At 32.9% G+C, this 14,780-nt stretch carries 13 protein-coding genes; 4 read left to right on the forward strand and 9 right to left on the reverse strand.

From position 1 onward, the window contains the following. The first annotated feature begins 50 nt into the window (after nt 1-50). Nucleotides 51-539, forward strand: a complete 489-nt coding sequence (locus tag B0A75_RS09135) for a DUF1761 domain-containing protein (RefSeq protein ID WP_089053973.1) — start codon at nt 51-53, stop codon at nt 537-539. A gap of 118 nt (nt 540-657) precedes the next feature. Continuing rightward, nucleotides 658-1,803, forward strand: coding sequence for a GNAT family N-acetyltransferase (locus B0A75_RS09140; RefSeq protein WP_089053974.1), 1,146 nt, complete (start codon nt 658-660; stop codon nt 1,801-1,803). A 32-nt stretch (nt 1,804-1,835) separates the two neighbouring features. Here B0A75_RS09140 and B0A75_RS09145 read toward each other — a convergent pair whose 3' ends face one another. Then, a complete protein-coding gene (locus tag B0A75_RS09145; protein WP_089053975.1) occupies nt 1,836-2,705 on the reverse strand; it encodes a diacylglycerol/lipid kinase family protein in 870 nt (289 codons plus the stop codon). Between the two features lie 63 nt (nt 2,706-2,768). On the opposite strand from B0A75_RS09145, the gene B0A75_RS09150 reads away from it, so the two are divergent. Next, a complete protein-coding gene (locus tag B0A75_RS09150; protein WP_089053976.1) occupies nt 2,769-3,728 on the forward strand; it encodes an App1 family protein in 960 nt (319 codons plus the stop codon). A 203-nt stretch (nt 3,729-3,931) separates the two neighbouring features. Here the strand turns inward: B0A75_RS09150 and abc-f are convergent, their stop codons facing one another. Continuing rightward, nucleotides 3,932-5,845, reverse strand: a complete 1,914-nt coding sequence (gene abc-f / locus B0A75_RS09155) for a ribosomal protection-like ABC-F family protein (RefSeq protein WP_089053977.1) — start codon at nt 5,843-5,845, stop codon at nt 3,932-3,934. Nucleotides 5,846-5,911: 66 nt separating this feature from the next. Between abc-f and B0A75_RS09160 the strand changes: the two genes are divergently transcribed. Further along, nucleotides 5,912-6,295 (forward strand): DUF983 domain-containing protein, encoded by a 384-nt coding sequence (locus B0A75_RS09160; RefSeq protein WP_089053978.1) that lies wholly within the window; start codon nt 5,912-5,914, stop codon nt 6,293-6,295. Between the two features lies 1 nt (nt 6,296). Here B0A75_RS09160 and B0A75_RS09165 read toward each other — a convergent pair whose 3' ends face one another. The 7 genes from B0A75_RS09165 to B0A75_RS09195 form a co-directional block, all read right to left on the reverse strand. After that, nucleotides 6,297-7,346 (reverse strand): NAD(P)/FAD-dependent oxidoreductase, encoded by a 1,050-nt coding sequence (locus tag B0A75_RS09165; RefSeq protein WP_089053979.1) that lies wholly within the window; start codon nt 7,344-7,346, stop codon nt 6,297-6,299. Between the two features lie 80 nt (nt 7,347-7,426). Further along, nucleotides 7,427-8,416 carry a type IX secretion system ring subunit PorN/GldN gene (gene porN, locus B0A75_RS09170; protein WP_089053980.1) on the reverse strand — a complete coding sequence of 330 codons (990 nt, stop codon included), beginning with the start codon at nt 8,414-8,416 and terminating at the stop codon, nt 7,427-7,429. Nucleotides 8,417-8,606: 190 nt separating this feature from the next. Then, nucleotides 8,607-9,596 (reverse strand): type IX secretion system ring subunit PorN/GldN, encoded by a 990-nt coding sequence (gene porN / locus B0A75_RS09175; RefSeq protein ID WP_089053981.1) that lies wholly within the window; start codon nt 9,594-9,596, stop codon nt 8,607-8,609. Nucleotides 9,597-9,641: 45 nt separating this feature from the next. After that, nucleotides 9,642-11,192 (reverse strand): type IX secretion system motor protein PorM/GldM, encoded by a 1,551-nt coding sequence (gene porM / locus B0A75_RS09180; protein ID WP_089053982.1) that lies wholly within the window; start codon nt 11,190-11,192, stop codon nt 9,642-9,644. 51 nt (nt 11,193-11,243) lie between these two features. Further along, nucleotides 11,244-11,891 carry a type IX secretion system motor protein PorL/GldL gene (porL, locus tag B0A75_RS09185; protein ID WP_089053983.1) on the reverse strand — a complete coding sequence of 216 codons (648 nt, stop codon included), beginning with the start codon at nt 11,889-11,891 and terminating at the stop codon, nt 11,244-11,246. Between the two features lie 69 nt (nt 11,892-11,960). Further along, a complete protein-coding gene (porK, locus tag B0A75_RS09190) occupies nt 11,961-13,364 on the reverse strand; it encodes a T9SS ring complex lipoprotein PorK/GldK (protein ID WP_089053984.1) in 1,404 nt (467 codons plus the stop codon). A gap of 262 nt (nt 13,365-13,626) precedes the next feature. Further along, on the reverse strand, nt 13,627-14,778 hold the full coding sequence (locus tag B0A75_RS09195; RefSeq protein ID WP_089053985.1) for a formimidoylglutamase: 1,152 nt from the start codon (nt 14,776-14,778) through the stop codon (nt 13,627-13,629). Nucleotides 14,779-14,780 lie beyond the last annotated feature (2 nt).

A 14,780-nucleotide genomic window follows, 5' to 3' on the forward strand; every position in this document is an offset into this window, starting at 1 on the left:
ATCATTTTTTAACTAATTTTGAATCAACTAATTATAAAAAACCTCATAATATGGAAATTCACTTCTCTGCGCTTTTACTAGCCGCAATTGTCACATTGGTAGTTGGTTTTATTTGGTACCATCCTAAAGTATTTGGTACAATTTGGATGAAAGAAAATAATTTTACCGAAGATGATCTTAAAACTGGAAATATGCTCAAGATATTTGGGTTTACTTATATTTTCTCTTTAATGATTACCGTAATATTAATGGGATTAACCATTCATCAATCTGGAGCCGTAGGAATGGTTGGCGGTCCGCCTTTGATTGATGCTGCAAAACCATCATTTAAAGCTTTTATGGCCGATTATGGTACTGCGTATCGTACATTCAAACACGGTGCACTTCATGGGTTTATGTCAGGCTTATTCTTTGCGCTTCCAATTGTTGGAATTAATGGTTTATTTGAAAGAAAGTCTTGGAAATATATTTTCATTCATGCAGGTTATTGGATGGTCACACTTGCTTTAATGGGCGGTATTATCTGCGGATTTGCATAAATAACAAATAACTAACCCGTTTGAAAAAGTAAATTCAAACGGGTTTTTCTTAATAATAACTTAAAGCAATTGAGTTATTATAAAAATTATCTAATTTTGAACAAATTAGCACTCTCTTTTGAATACAACTTATTCTTTTCAAATTTACAACAGCACATCATTACTGCCTTTAGAATGGAACTCGCTGGCTGATAATAACATCTTTTTGACACGGGAATATCTCGAGATACTCGAAAATTCTTCTCCTGTAAATATGATTTGCCATTTTATTGGAATTTTTGATAAAGAAACTCTTTTAGGAATTGCATTAACTCAATTTTTATTTGCCGAAAAACTAGAATCTTTTGGCGAACGCGATCAATGCTTGAAAACTTCTGTGCGTAATTTTGCTTTCAAAAACTTTGCATCACATGTTTTATTTGTTGGTAACAATATGCTGACAGGACAAAATGCCTTTGCTTTTAGTGCAAATATAAAAGAGGCAAAAGCCATTAAAACACTTCATAAAGCAATTACACAGCTCAAAAAAGATTTAAAATCACAAGGTAAAAAAGTACATATTACAAGTATAAAGGATTTTACAGCAAAAGAAATTGAGCCTTTGCAAGCTGAATTTAAAAACAATTATACTTTTTCGACTCAGCCCAATATGGTTTTTGAAATCAATAAAAATTGGAAAACTGAACAAGATTATATCGACGCTTTGTCAAAAAAATATCGAGATCAGTATAAGCGGGCTCGAAAAAAATCTGAAGGAATTGAAAAGAAAAAAATGTCACTTTCAGATATTCGAAAATATGAAGATGTTATTTATGAGTTGTATTTTCATGTGGCAAGAAATGCGCCTTTTAATACTTTTTTCTTAGCTCGTAATCATTTTAGCTTTTTTAAAGAAATCATGAAAGATGATTTTTTGCTTTACGGTTATTTTCTAGATGAAAAACTAATTGGTTTTAATACTTTGATAAAGAATGGAACTGTAATGGATACTTATTTTTTAGGATATGATGAAAGTATTCAACGCGAAAAAATGCTTTATTTAAATATGCTTTACGACATGATTGCCTATTCCATTAATCAAGGCTTTGAGTCAATTGTATTTGCTAGAACTGCTCTTGAAATTAAAAGTTCTGTTGGTGCAAAACCAGTAAAAATGTATGGTTTAATTACGCACAGCAATACATTAATCAATCACAATATTGGCAGATTCTTTAATTACCTGGAACCTAAGACGGAATGGCAGGAACGAAATCCTTTTAAATAGTCATAAAAACTTTGGCAAAGCTCAATTTTCACTTATGGAATTGCTATTTTCATCTGCTTATGCAAAATATGAACTTCTAGATTAGTCTGTGCTCCACAATATTCACCATCAATCTGAAAATTGACTGGATAGTCTGTTTTTATCGTTGCTTTATCTGTTGAAATAATAACAATATCATCAGAATCAATTGGCATATTACCTGTAATAATTTTTCCGATCAACAATAAATCGAGACTTTTTAAAATTACTAATTCAAATTTCCCGTCATTCATTGCACCATTCGGATTAATGACTACTCCTGTTCCATACTTTTGTGAATTGGCAATTACAAGCATTCTTGCTGTATGTTCAACTTCTTCATTATTCGCCAAAATAGTTGCAATAAAAGGTTCTTCTGATTCTTTTAGAGCCGAAAACGCCTGCAAGGCATATCCCCAAAAACCTCTCAAATCACTTTGTTCATAGTTTTTGACCAAATTAGCATTTAAACCAAGATCGCTTAAATGAATACTTTTTTTACCGTTTATACAAATCATATCCATCTCGATATAATGGTGCAAAAACGCAATTCTGAGATTCTCTTCGATACTTGATGGTAAGTTTAAATCGACTGAAAGACCATTCGCAGAACCTGCGGGTAAAATGCCAAGAATTATATCATATTGCTCCATTGCTTCGGCTACCATTTTAATGGTTCCGTCACCTCCAGCTATAATAATTCGTTCTGGATTATATTGATTGTATAGTGTTTGTATTTCTTTTAAATCATTTTTTCCTGTGGTTTCATAAACCTTCAAATCAAAATGATTTACTGCTGCAAATTCTCTAACAGCATCGATTAAATCTGTTTTATCAAGATCTCCAGAAATAGGATTTACAACAAATAGTATATTCTTTTTCAAAATTTTATTTTTAAAACCAATTAAAATAATTAATTTACAGTACTCTATAAAAGTACGGAATTAATGAAACCAATTTTACAATTATATCGAGGTTATGCCAATGAAGAAGAATTAATTGTAATGGGGCATGTCTTTAAAAGAACTTACGACTACGATTTTCAGAAAAAAAACTTCAAAAATGCCAGCTCAATTATCAATCAGTTTAGGATAAAAACACTTGAAAATTTTGATGTTTATTTAAAATACGGTAACCAAGAGATTCATACCAAAACACTGGATGATGGCTATTTTAAATTTTGCATTCCGCTTGAAAAAGAAACACATTTTGGATGGATCGAATATGAAGTAAGCATAAAATACGATACGGAAATTATTGTTTCAAAAGCAAATTTCATTAGACCGCATAAAGGAAATCTAGGAATCATTTCTGATATTGATGATACTTTTTTGATTTCGCATACTCAGAATATCTTTAGGAAAATATATATTTTACTCTTTAAAAATGTAAACGACCGCCGAGTATTCAAGGATGTTGTATCGCATTATCAAGCATTAAGTTCTGCCGGACGTCATAATACTGAAGGCGAAAATGCTTTTTTCTTTATCTCAAGCAGTGAATGGAATTTGTACCGATTTATTGTAAAATTTGCCAAAATACACCATTTACCGAGAGCCGTAATTCTATTAAAAGATATTAAACGAAGTCTTACTGACTTTTTTATGAGCGGACGCGGTAATCATGATCATAAATTTGATAAAATAAAACACGTTTTAGAATTCTATCCCAATCTTAAATATGTATTATTGGGCGACGATTCGCAGCAGGATCCTGTTTTATATGAACGAATTTGTAAAATTTTCCCCGTTACTGTAGTTGCTGTTTACATAAGACAAACTGGTAAATCTCAGAAGAGTGAAGTAAAAAAAGTGATGCAAAATTTAGAATCTCTCAATGTTGCCATTTGCTATTTTAAGGAAAGCAGCGAAGCAATTGCTCATTCTAAATCTATTGGGATTATTTAATTTGATTCAGGTTTCAAATTGCCATCTAGACTAGTAAATCTAACCGCAAAGCACGCAAAGTTTTTTGATTTGCGAGATTTTATAAAACACAAAGTTCGCAAAGCTTTGTCAAAAAAACTTTGCGAACTTTGCGTAATCCTTTGTGTGCTTTGCGGTTAAACTCTACGTAAAATATTCAACTCTAAACTTGAAACAATTTTATATTAAGCATTAAAATTGTCAATCTCTTCCTGAACGATCTCCCAATCTAAAAGCAATTGATCAAGATCTTGTTTCTTTTTATTATAAGCAGTAAAAAATGAAGCATCTTCGATATGTTTGTCATAATTAGAAGCCAGCATTTTATCATCATGCTGAATATCTTTTTCTAATTGTTTGATTTGACTTTCGACTTTACTCAAACGGTTTTGAAGTGCTTTTCCTTTTTTCTGATCTTCGTAAGAAGTTTTATTATTTTCTTTAGGAGCGGCTGTTTTTACAACATCTTTTTTCTCAACTTCACGCATATTTTCTAAATTACGCTGTTCTAAGAAAAAATTAATATCTCCTAAATATTCTCTGATTTTTTGATCCTTGAATTCATAAACAATATTCGACATTCCTTGCAAGAAATCCCTGTCGTGAGAAACCAACAATAAAGTTCCACCAAATTTTTGAAGAGCAGCCTTTAAAACGTTCTTAGATTTAATATCTAAGTGATTCGTAGGCTCATCCATTAACAACACATTGATTGGCTGTAATAATAGTTTACAAAGTGCTAAACGGTTACGTTCTCCTCCAGAAAGTACTTTTACTTTTTTCTCTACATCGTCGCCACGGAACAAAAACGAACCTAACATATCACGAACTTTAGAGCGATTTGTATCTGTCGCCGCATCTTCCATGGTTTGAAGCAAAGTAATTTCGCCATCTAAGTATTCCGCTTGATTCTGTGCGAAATAACCCAATTGCACATTATGTCCTAGTTTGATATTTCCTTGGTACTCAAACTCATTAACCAATGCTTTAATAAAAGTCGATTTTCCTTGTCCGTTTTGACCAACAAAGGCAATTTTACTGCCTCGTTCAACCAATAAACTAATATCTTTTAAAATCGTTTTATCGCCGTAAGCTTTTGTAACATCTTCTGCTTCAATAACTACTTTTCCAGGTTCTTTTGAAACTGGAAATGAGATATTCATTACTGAATTGTCATCTTCGTCAACTTCGATTCTTTCAACTTTATCTAACTTTTTAATCAACGATTGCGCCATTGAAGCTTTTGAGGCTTTTGCACGGAATTTCTCGATTAATTTTTCTGTTTCTTCAATTTTCTTTGCCTGATTTTTTTGCGTTGCTAGTTGCTTTTCGCGAATTTCATGACGTAATTCTAAATATTGAGAATATGGTTTATTAAAATCGTATGCTTTTCCTAAAGAGATTTCGATTGTACGGTTTGTAACATTATCAAGGAACATTTTATCGTGCGATACAATTACGACAACTCCAGGATAATTACGAAGAAAGTTCTCTAACCAAATGATACTTTCAATATCTAAGTGATTTGTTGGCTCATCCAGAAGCAATACATCGTTTGCCTGCAAAAGTAATTTTGCTAATTCGATACGCATTCTCCAGCCGCCAGAGAACGTTTCGGTTTGATTATTAAAAACTTCTCTTTTAAAACCAAGTCCTAAAAGAATTTTCTCTGTATCTCCAACATAATTATAACCTCCTAAAAGATCAAAACGATGTGTATAATCAGATAAATCCTCGATGATCTGACTGTATTCTTCACTTTCATAATCAGTTCTGGTAACTAATTGATGATTGATTTCTTCCAGTTTTTTTTCTACAACCTTAATTTCGGTAAAAGCTTCATAAGCTTCTTCAAGCACGGTTCTTCCTTGTTCAAAATCAATATCCTGACGCAGAAATCCCATTCTGATATCTTTCTCTTGAGAGATAACTCCTGAATCTGGAGCAAAATCTCTTGCTAACATTTTTAGCATTGTCGATTTACCAGCTCCGTTTTTACCAACAAGACCTACGCGGTCGCCGGCACCTAAACGAAAAGTAACTTCTTCAAATAAATATGTTCCTCCAAAAGAAACCGAAAGATTGTGTATATTAAGCATAATTTATGACTATTGTTGCAAGCAGTATTCGTACAAAAATGTACCTTTGTTTTAAATTTTTTGCAAATGTTAAAAAAAGGATCCAAACTAAATAGTATTTTAACAGGAAGTTGTCCAAAATGTCAAAATGAGAGCATGTATTCAGACAAAAATCCGCTTCATTTGACTAATGTTCTAAAAATGAACGAGAATTGCAGCCATTGCGGTTTCAAATATCAAATAGAACCTTCGTTTTTTTATGGCGCAATGTATGTTAGTTATGGTTTAAATGTTGCCGTAGGAATTGCAGCATTTATTGTTTCTTTTGTGTTTTTTGGAGCCAATATTGAACAGTCTTTTATTGCCATAGTTATTACACTAATTCTATTGTTTCCATTTGTTTTACGACTTTCTAGAAATTTATATATCAATATGTTTGTTTCTTATGATCCAGAAACAAATCGAAAATAACTTATTTTCTCTTTTTATAGAATCGCTGAATATCAATTGTTGGATCTAATGGCTTTTTATTTTCGATAAAATCAAATAAATCTTTAGCCATTGCAGGTCCCAACATCACCCCTCTTGTGCCTAAACCATTTAGCAAATGAAGTGATTGCTGTTTATCATGTGTTCCAATAATAGGTCGCCTGTCGCGAACCGTTGGGCGAACACCGCCAAAATGAGATACAATTTCGAACTCACAATTGATAATTTCCTTAATTCGTTCGACTAATTCAGTCTTGCCTTCTTCTGTTGGCAGATCTGTTTTGTCTTTCCAATTATAGGTTGCTCCAACTTTGTACAAATGATCACCTAAGGGCAGAATAAAGACACTGGTGTTTACAATCACATCTAGATCTAGTTCTGGCGCTTTTATAATTAAAAGCTCTCCTTTTGTACCATCAAGCGGTAATTCTTGAAAAAAAGGATTTGCATGAAGTCCAAAACCTTCAGCGAAAATTATATTTTTTGTTTGATAGTCTTTGTATTGAATTGAATTATCGTTAATTATTACTTTTGAATGATCAAACGACTCTTGCAATAACAAATTATTTTCTAAAAGATATTCTTTGTATTTATCTAACAAAAGTGAGGTATCAACATAACCTGTATGCAAAACTTCACCATAATCAAAAGGTGAATCTATCCCGAAATATTTTTTAAAAACTAGATTGATTGAAAGAAAGGGTGCCAAAAGAGGCTTATCTGAAGCTGCAAACCAATTATTTTGCTCTTCTATAGAGAAAAACTTTCTAAGAATTGGCAATTTAAAATTAAACTTTGTTTTTAATTTAGCCTCAACATGATTATAAAAATCTTCCATTAATACTAGTTGCTCTTCTGCTTTCCAAACCTCGCTGAAGCGCTTTAAAATAACAGGATTATATAATCCTCCAGCAACTCGGGATGAATTTTGAGAATTATCACTAATTACCAAAATAGATTTATTGTTTCTAAGTGCAATCTCTGCAAATGAAATTCCAGCTAAACCAGATCCAACGATAATATAATCAAACATGTTATTGTGAATAGATAAAATAAAAAAAACTCTTACTACAAAGGTAATAAGAGTTTTGCTTATAATTTAATATTAGAGCATTAGTAGTTCCACATATCTTCTTCGAAATTACGAATTTTCTCTTTTACTCGTTCAGATTCCAACAATTGCTGCTGTGCATTATCTTTCATATAATCTTTAATTTCACGGTCACCATACATATTTTCTTCCTTGTAAATTATAGCATTAAATCGTCTAGAATTTAAAACTTGATCAAATGAAATTGGCGCTGCAGAATTCTTGTCGTTAAAAGCTTTTGCCTGATTCAAAACATCACGAGCATTTGGAAAGAACACCCAAAACAATTCGATATAATCCTTTTCGTCACTATTCATAGTATAAACGTCGGGCGTAACTGGACAAATCCCCAGCAAACGATACTTTAATTCACTCTGGCGTTTATCAAAATACCAATATCCTTTAATTTTATATTGTGTAACATCAGCAGCAGTAAGATCCTGCTTCAAAATATATTCTGCAGGAACTGTTCTTGTTGGACCAACTGTTTGATCGACATACGAAACAACTTTCTTTTTACCAGTTCCGGTAACTACCTTTTTCTTTACAACTCGAGATTTATAATCATCTGGATATTGATTAATAAGTTCCCTGCCTGCATCTGTAGTATCAATACGCGTAAGGGATCCTGCAATATCCTTCATTGTTTTTTTGGTATTAAAATAACTATCCGAATATACTTCGGTTATTTTACCCTCCCTGATCGCTCTTGTCAAAACATCATAAAGTGAACGCCTATCCGGACCAATGTTTGCAGTATCTACAGGGAAATACAGCGGGAAATTAATCTTTTCATTCAGATCAATGATCTCCCATGTTGTCTTACCCATTAGTACATCACGATCGTCTACATAACCGTAAGATAATGGTTTGTCATTATCAGAAATCAATCTTCCAGGAGATTTTTGCCCAATTTGAGCAACTGTCTTAGCATTAAGCAAATTTGATTGTGCATTTGAAGCAAAACTTCCCACAACCAAAACAAACACCATTAAAAATCTTGTTACTTTCATCATAATTTAATTATAAGACGTTATAACGCAAAAATACGAAGTTTGTTGTTATTTTTCCTACAACAAGTTAAAAAAAATAAATTCAACCTTAAGAAACAACTAAATCTGAAGCTCCTTAAAATGCAGACAAAATAAAAAAACTCTTACTACAAAGGTAGTAAGAGTTTTTCTTAAAATTTAATATAGATACTTAATAGTTCCACATATCTTGCTCGAAGTTACGAATCTTCTCTTTTACTCTTTCAGATTCTAACAATTGATTTTGAGCATTATCCTTCATATAGTCACTGATTGCTCTGTCTCCATATAAGTTCTCTTCTTTGTAAACAACTGCGTTAAAACGACGAGAATTTAATATTTGATCAAATGAAATTGGCAATGCCGAATTGTTATCATTGAAAGCTTTTGCTTCATGCAGTGCTTCACGTGCATTCGGGAAGAAAACCCAGAATAATTCGATATAATCCTTTTCGTCACTGTTCATCGTATAAACGTCTGGCGTTACAGGACAGATTCCAAGTAAACGATACTTCAATTCACTTTGACGTTTGTCAAAATACCAGTATCCTTTAATCTTGTACTGTGTAACATCAGCAGCAGTCAAGTCTTGTTTCAAAATATATTCTGCAGGTACAGATCTTGTTGGACCAACTGTTTCGTCTACGTAAGAAACAACTTTTTTCTTACCAGTACCAGTAACAACTTTTTTCTTAACGACACGTGTTTTATAATCATCCGGGTATTGGTTGATTAATTCTCTACCAGCATCTGTAGTATCAATACGAGACAATGCACCTTCGATGTCTTTCATAGACTTTTTAGTATTGAAATAACTGTCACTGTACACTTCAGTTATTTTCCCTTTTTTGATAGCTTTCGTCAAAACGTCGTAAAGCGAACGTCTATCTGAACCAATATTAGCTGTATCTATAGGAAAGTACAATGGAAAATTGATTTTTTCATTTAAATCAATAATTTCCCAAGTAGTTTTTCCCATCAAAACATCTCTATCATCCACATAACCATAAGCTAAGGGCTTATCGTTATCAGAGATAAGCTGAGCAGGAGTTTTAAGTCCAATTTGGGCTGGTGTTTTCGCGTTAAGCAAATTAGATTGCGCATTAGAAGTTAAACCTCCAGCGATAGAAACAATAGCTATTAAAAAATTTCTTACTTTCATCGTGGTATCATTATAAGATATTGAATGTAGTTTTCACTACTTATATTATTGTATTTCGTAAATTACCGGAGCAGTTCTTGGCAATAAATAACTACCAGCTCCAACAAGTTTAGTTTTAATTTCAGAAATAGTAACTTGGTCTCCTTTACCAGCTCTAGAAAGAACTTGTTTACATTGAGCATTTAATCTGTTTCCGCTTACAACAACCGTAGGCTGTCCAGCAATTTTCATATTAAATCCAACAACATCTAAACCAACTTCAAAATCAAAATCAAGTAATTTAGCTCCAATAGTAGCAATTTCTAAGTTAGATTTAGGTCCTTTTACAACACCCATCTCACCTCTAATTGTTCCTGTTGGACCAGGAATACCTTTAATTCTGAACGTTTTCTTATCTGTTACTTTATCTCCATTTGGCAATGTTCCAGTTACAGAAATAGTAGCTTCTGTACCTTGACCAGGGCTCATATTATATTTTCCAGGTTTTCCAGCTGAAGCTAAACCAGGAGCACTTGCAACAATTTTATTAGCATCAACACCTGCGAATGATACAGAGATTGGGTTAACAACTCCTCTATAAACAACGTTCATTTTATCAGCAGAAATTGTAGCAGAGTTTGGACGTGGCACTACAACGTATGGCTGCTCAAATTTAAGAGGAATAGTTTTCCCATCCTCTATAAATGTAAACTGACCAGTAATGTTTTGTTCTCCAACACTTCCAGCAGTCATTTCCACAACAGCCTGACCATTAACAATATTACCAGGTCTTCCATTAAGAGTAAAAGAAGTAGGTTTTGTGTTATCATCATAACGACCTAAAACAACTTTACCAACAACCTTTTCTCCTTGAAAATAAGCTCCTTTATTCAAAACAACAATTGCTTTGTAATTGCTGTAAGATGCCGCAGCAACTGCCGCTTTTCCTAAAGCACTGTTATAAACATCTGCTTCAACTTTTTGAACATCATTTTGCCAAGCTGAAAGTTTTGCTGCAGATGCAATTGCAGGAAATCCTTTGAAGTGATAAGCTAAATATTTTTCTTTAATTCCGTCTTTATTTTTTACATCAGAAACGTCGAACTTTTTTTCAACTTCTGAAATAATTGCAGCATATTTTTTATCTGTTCCTAAAGCCGCTTTGATATCTGATTTGTACTTTTCGATTTTAGCGATAATTTCAGTACCTTTTTTAGTGTACCCGTCTCCTGTAAACCAGTCGTCGATATTATCACCTCTATCCATAGACTCATAAGGCATTTTTCCAGTTGCTTTATCAACTTCGAAACCTTTAACTGCCTGAGTTTTTAGAGTAGCTATATAACCATAAAAATCTTTTGAAATTACTTCTACCTTGTGAGCTGTTTCTGCAGCAACGGCGAATTCACCTTTTGCTTCTGCAGCTTTTTGATCTAAAGCTGTTAATAAACTTGCATTTGTTTCAATTGAACTCTTATTTGAACCTTCAAATTTTTCGTTCATTAGACCAAAAGCAGATATAACTTCTTTTGATACGTTCATTGCTAACATTGCGATGAAAACCAGATACATCAGGTTAATCATCTTCTGTCTAGGGGTTAATTTTCCTCCTGCCATTTTTTCTAATTAGTTCTTATTAATAAATTTAATATAATAGTCAAAAACTAATTATCCTTTGTTACTCATTGCAGAAAGCATACCACCATAAACACTGTTTAATGAAGCAATGTTTGCAGTCATAGATTGCATTTGTTCTTTTAATTTAGAAGCATTTTCAGCGATTTCGCTGTTTGCTTGTGCATTTCTTGAAGCACTTTCTAATTGTACTTTATATAAACTGTTTAATGATTCCATTTGAGCAGCAGCCATAGACATTTCTTCTGCATATTTCTTTTGTCCTGCAATAGAATCAACTGTTGGTGAAATTGCTTTTGCAGCTCCTTCAAAGTTTTTGATGCTGTTTCCTAAGCTTGACATCAACTCACCGTCAATTTTAGCTTCTTTCAACATAGCATCTAATTTTTGAGATAATAATCCTTGGGCATCAGTTGGAGTTTCTACTTTCTCAGCTTTTTTTCTCGCTTGACCATTCGCTAATTCAGGATAAACAAGAGTCCAGTCTAGTTCATCTTCAACTGGTTCAAAAGCAGATAATGCAAAAATTATTGCTTCAGTAACCAATCCGATTGAAAGCATAACAGTTCCTGTTAATGGTCCCAATTCAAAGTGAGTAATTTTGAATAAAGCTCCAATAATTACTACTGCCGCTCCCATACCATAAGCGAAATTCATTGCTTTTTTACTTAATAATGCCATAATTCTTTTTTTTAGGTTTTAATTTAAATAGATTCGATTTGGATTTGTATTGATTTTAATTGTAATATACTATTTCTTTTTACCGGTTCCGTTTCCAGTTACTTGAGTTCCCATGTAATCTTGTACAGTTCTGAAACCAATATAACTTCTTGCTGAATCAGCGTATTCGTGATCACGTGTACTTACCTGTAGGAAATAAGCAACGTCTTTCCATGAACCACCACGAACAACTTTTCTTTGATTGTTTCCGTCAATTACGTTAGGGTTCATTGTAGAAACATATTCATATGCGTTTGGATTGTAAGCTGAATCTGTCCACTCTGAAACGTTTCCTGCCATATTGTATAATCCGTAACCATTAGGATCGTATGATTTTGCCTCAACTGTATACAAAGCTTCGTCAGCTGCATAATCTCCTCTGTTAGGCTTAAAGTTTGCTAGGAAACAACCTCTATCACTTTTAGTATAAGGACCTCCCCAAGGGTAAGTTGCAGACTCAAGACCTCCTCTAGCAGCATATTCCCATTCTGCCTCTGTTGGCAATCTGAATGCATTAACTAAATCACGTCCTTTTTTCTTTGATTTGATATAACCGTTTTTGTTTAATGTTCTCCAAGCACAAAATGCTTTAGCTTGTTTCCAAGTTACACCAACTACTGGATAATCTCCGTAAGCTTTATGCCAGAAATAATCATTATGCATTGGCTCATTGTACGAATAAGCGAAATCTTTAATCCAAACTGTTGTATCTGGATAAACACTTACTTGCTCTGTTTTAACAAAGTCTTTTCTTTTTCCAACTTTAGCTTTTGCTGCAGCTTGAATATCCATCCAAGAATAACGGAATTTCAATTTATTTACATCAATTGTTCTTAAACCATTATATGATTCTTCAATTGGCAAATACATCGAATCCATTACCTCAGCATAGTACTCATCTGGATAAGCTTTTGTATCTTTTATTAACTTAATTTTTTTGTTTAATTTTCTCCCAGCATACGGATCATCTTTTGTTCCTACACTATAATAATTATCATACATATATTTATCATAAGCTGTCATTTTATCCGGCTCAGAATCATTAAATGCATAATCAGCGATACTACCACCTTTACTGCCTTTACCACCAGTACTTTTTTGACCAGTTTCATCAGCTAAAATAGCCAGACGAACTCTCATTGTAGAATCTTTTACCCATTCTACAAATTGACGATACTCACTGTTAGTAATCTCAGTTTCATCCATATAAAATGAACGAACCGTTACTGATTTAGTTGGAGCATCTTCCACATTAGCTAAATCAGCATCTGATTTACCCATAATAAAAGATCCACCCGGAACCAATGTCATTCCATAAGGCTTTTCAGGATGCCATTTCCCTCCTGTAACACCGACTAACTCACCTTTGTCACCTGACTTACCACAGCCAATTACTAGTGTTAACATTGCTGTAAATGCAATAAACTTCTTCATATAAATTTGGGATTATCTATTCATTATTATAGTTCGTAAACGTATTTATTATTTATCTAAAAAACAATACTACTCGCGAAATTTATTTTACCGTTCAAAAATAATGTTAAATAAAATAAAAAAAAAATATTTCATCGACAAACTAACCGAAAAAATCGACGTAAAACACGTTTTTTTATCATATATAAACCTTATCTTACTAAAAAATATTTTGTAATATTTTGTAATTCAAAAAAATTAAGAATTCTATTGAATTTTTGCCCTATAAAGCATTTTTTCGCTGTGCTTTCCACCATCTTTCTGGCAATTCTTGGTTGCAAGCACTCAAATATTCTTCATATGAACATGGTAATAACGTATTTCTTTTTAGTTTATTGCTGCCATTTGTTTCAAATGGAATTTCTATCCACCATCGGTCTGTTTTATCACTTTTATAAAACACCAACTCCTCTTCTTCCAAAGGAACAATATACTTTAAATAATTCGTTCTGCTTCCAAAAGGATACTCTTTTGAACGATAATGATACCCTTCAATAAAATACCACACAATTTGAGCAATAATAGGTGATTCCTGCGCAGTACTGTTGTGATTAAAAATTCCAAATGAAGAAACTTTATCACTAATTCCAGCATATCTCGCCAAAGCGCAAATTTCTTTTCCGTTAAAACCGTTTGGCTCAAAAGTAACAACATTACCTGAAGCCGAAGACTTAACAGAATTCAAATCAATACTCACTAAATCAGCATCTCTGAATACTGGTTCAGCCAGCGTAATTTTATTTGAAATTTCACCTAAACGGTAAGCATCAAAAAACAACTTCTCGATTAAATCAATTTCTTCTTGTGAATTATAATAGGTCTGATAACCAATATTACAGTAGTTAAAAAGATTATTTGGCGCATCAATAATGATTTTAGTCAGATAAGAATTAGCCGAAACCAGTTCGTTTTCTTTACCAAAATCAAACCTATTATCTACAGAAACCAAATTCACCATTTGCTCTAAATCATCGTAAGCACGATACAAAGCATAGGTCAAATCTTGTGAACCTCCAAGGACTATAGGAATCACTTTATTCTTAATTAAAGTCGAAGTAACTTTTTTTACTGCAAAATAAGTATCCTCTACTGAATCACCTGCAAGAATATCCCCAAGGTCAGCTATAGACGCATCCCAATTACCAGGAAACATTCCATACAGTTTTTTACGAACCGCTGTAAGGTTTACTTCATTTATCATATTGATATTTCGGCGATCTTCAAGAACGCCGACAATAGCAATATTAATTTTATCAATATCAGGAAATTGATCTTGTGTATGCAACACAATTTTACTGCCGAGTTCTTGCGAAGACAATGAACTAATGAAGTTTACCATACCTTCATTTAGCGGTTGTAGAAAATCAAATTCCATTT

The sequence above is a fragment of the Flavobacterium oncorhynchi genome (genome assembly GCF_002217355.1).
Taxonomy (GTDB): Bacteria; Bacteroidota; Bacteroidia; order Flavobacteriales; family Flavobacteriaceae; genus Flavobacterium; species Flavobacterium oncorhynchi.

Excerpts from the sequence above, each read along its gene's own strand:
- B0A75_RS09150 (WP_089053976.1), top strand. The coding sequence starts at position 2,769 with ATGAAACCAATTTTACAATTATATCGAGGTTATGCCAATGAAGAAGAA.
- B0A75_RS09195 (WP_089053985.1), bottom strand. The coding sequence starts at position 14,778 with ATGGAATTTGATTTTCTACAACCGCTAAATGAAGGTATGGTAAACTTC.
- abc-f (WP_089053977.1), bottom strand. The coding sequence starts at position 5,845 with ATGCTTAATATACACAATCTTTCGGTTTCTTTTGGAGGAACATATTTA.
- porM (WP_089053982.1), bottom strand. The coding sequence starts at position 11,192 with ATGGCAGGAGGAAAATTAACCCCTAGACAGAAGATGATTAACCTGATG.
- B0A75_RS09135 (WP_089053973.1), top strand. The coding sequence starts at position 51 with ATGGAAATTCACTTCTCTGCGCTTTTACTAGCCGCAATTGTCACATTG.
- porN (WP_089053981.1), bottom strand. The coding sequence starts at position 9,596 with ATGAAAGTAAGAAATTTTTTAATAGCTATTGTTTCTATCGCTGGAGGT.
- porK (WP_089053984.1), bottom strand. The coding sequence starts at position 13,364 with ATGAAGAAGTTTATTGCATTTACAGCAATGTTAACACTAGTAATTGGC.
- porN (WP_089053980.1), bottom strand. The coding sequence starts at position 8,416 with ATGAAAGTAACAAGATTTTTAATGGTGTTTGTTTTGGTTGTGGGAAGT.
- B0A75_RS09160 (WP_089053978.1), top strand. The coding sequence starts at position 5,912 with ATGTTAAAAAAAGGATCCAAACTAAATAGTATTTTAACAGGAAGTTGT.
- porL (WP_089053983.1), bottom strand. The coding sequence starts at position 11,891 with ATGGCATTATTAAGTAAAAAAGCAATGAATTTCGCTTATGGTATGGGA.
- B0A75_RS09165 (WP_089053979.1), bottom strand. The coding sequence starts at position 7,346 with ATGTTTGATTATATTATCGTTGGATCTGGTTTAGCTGGAATTTCATTT.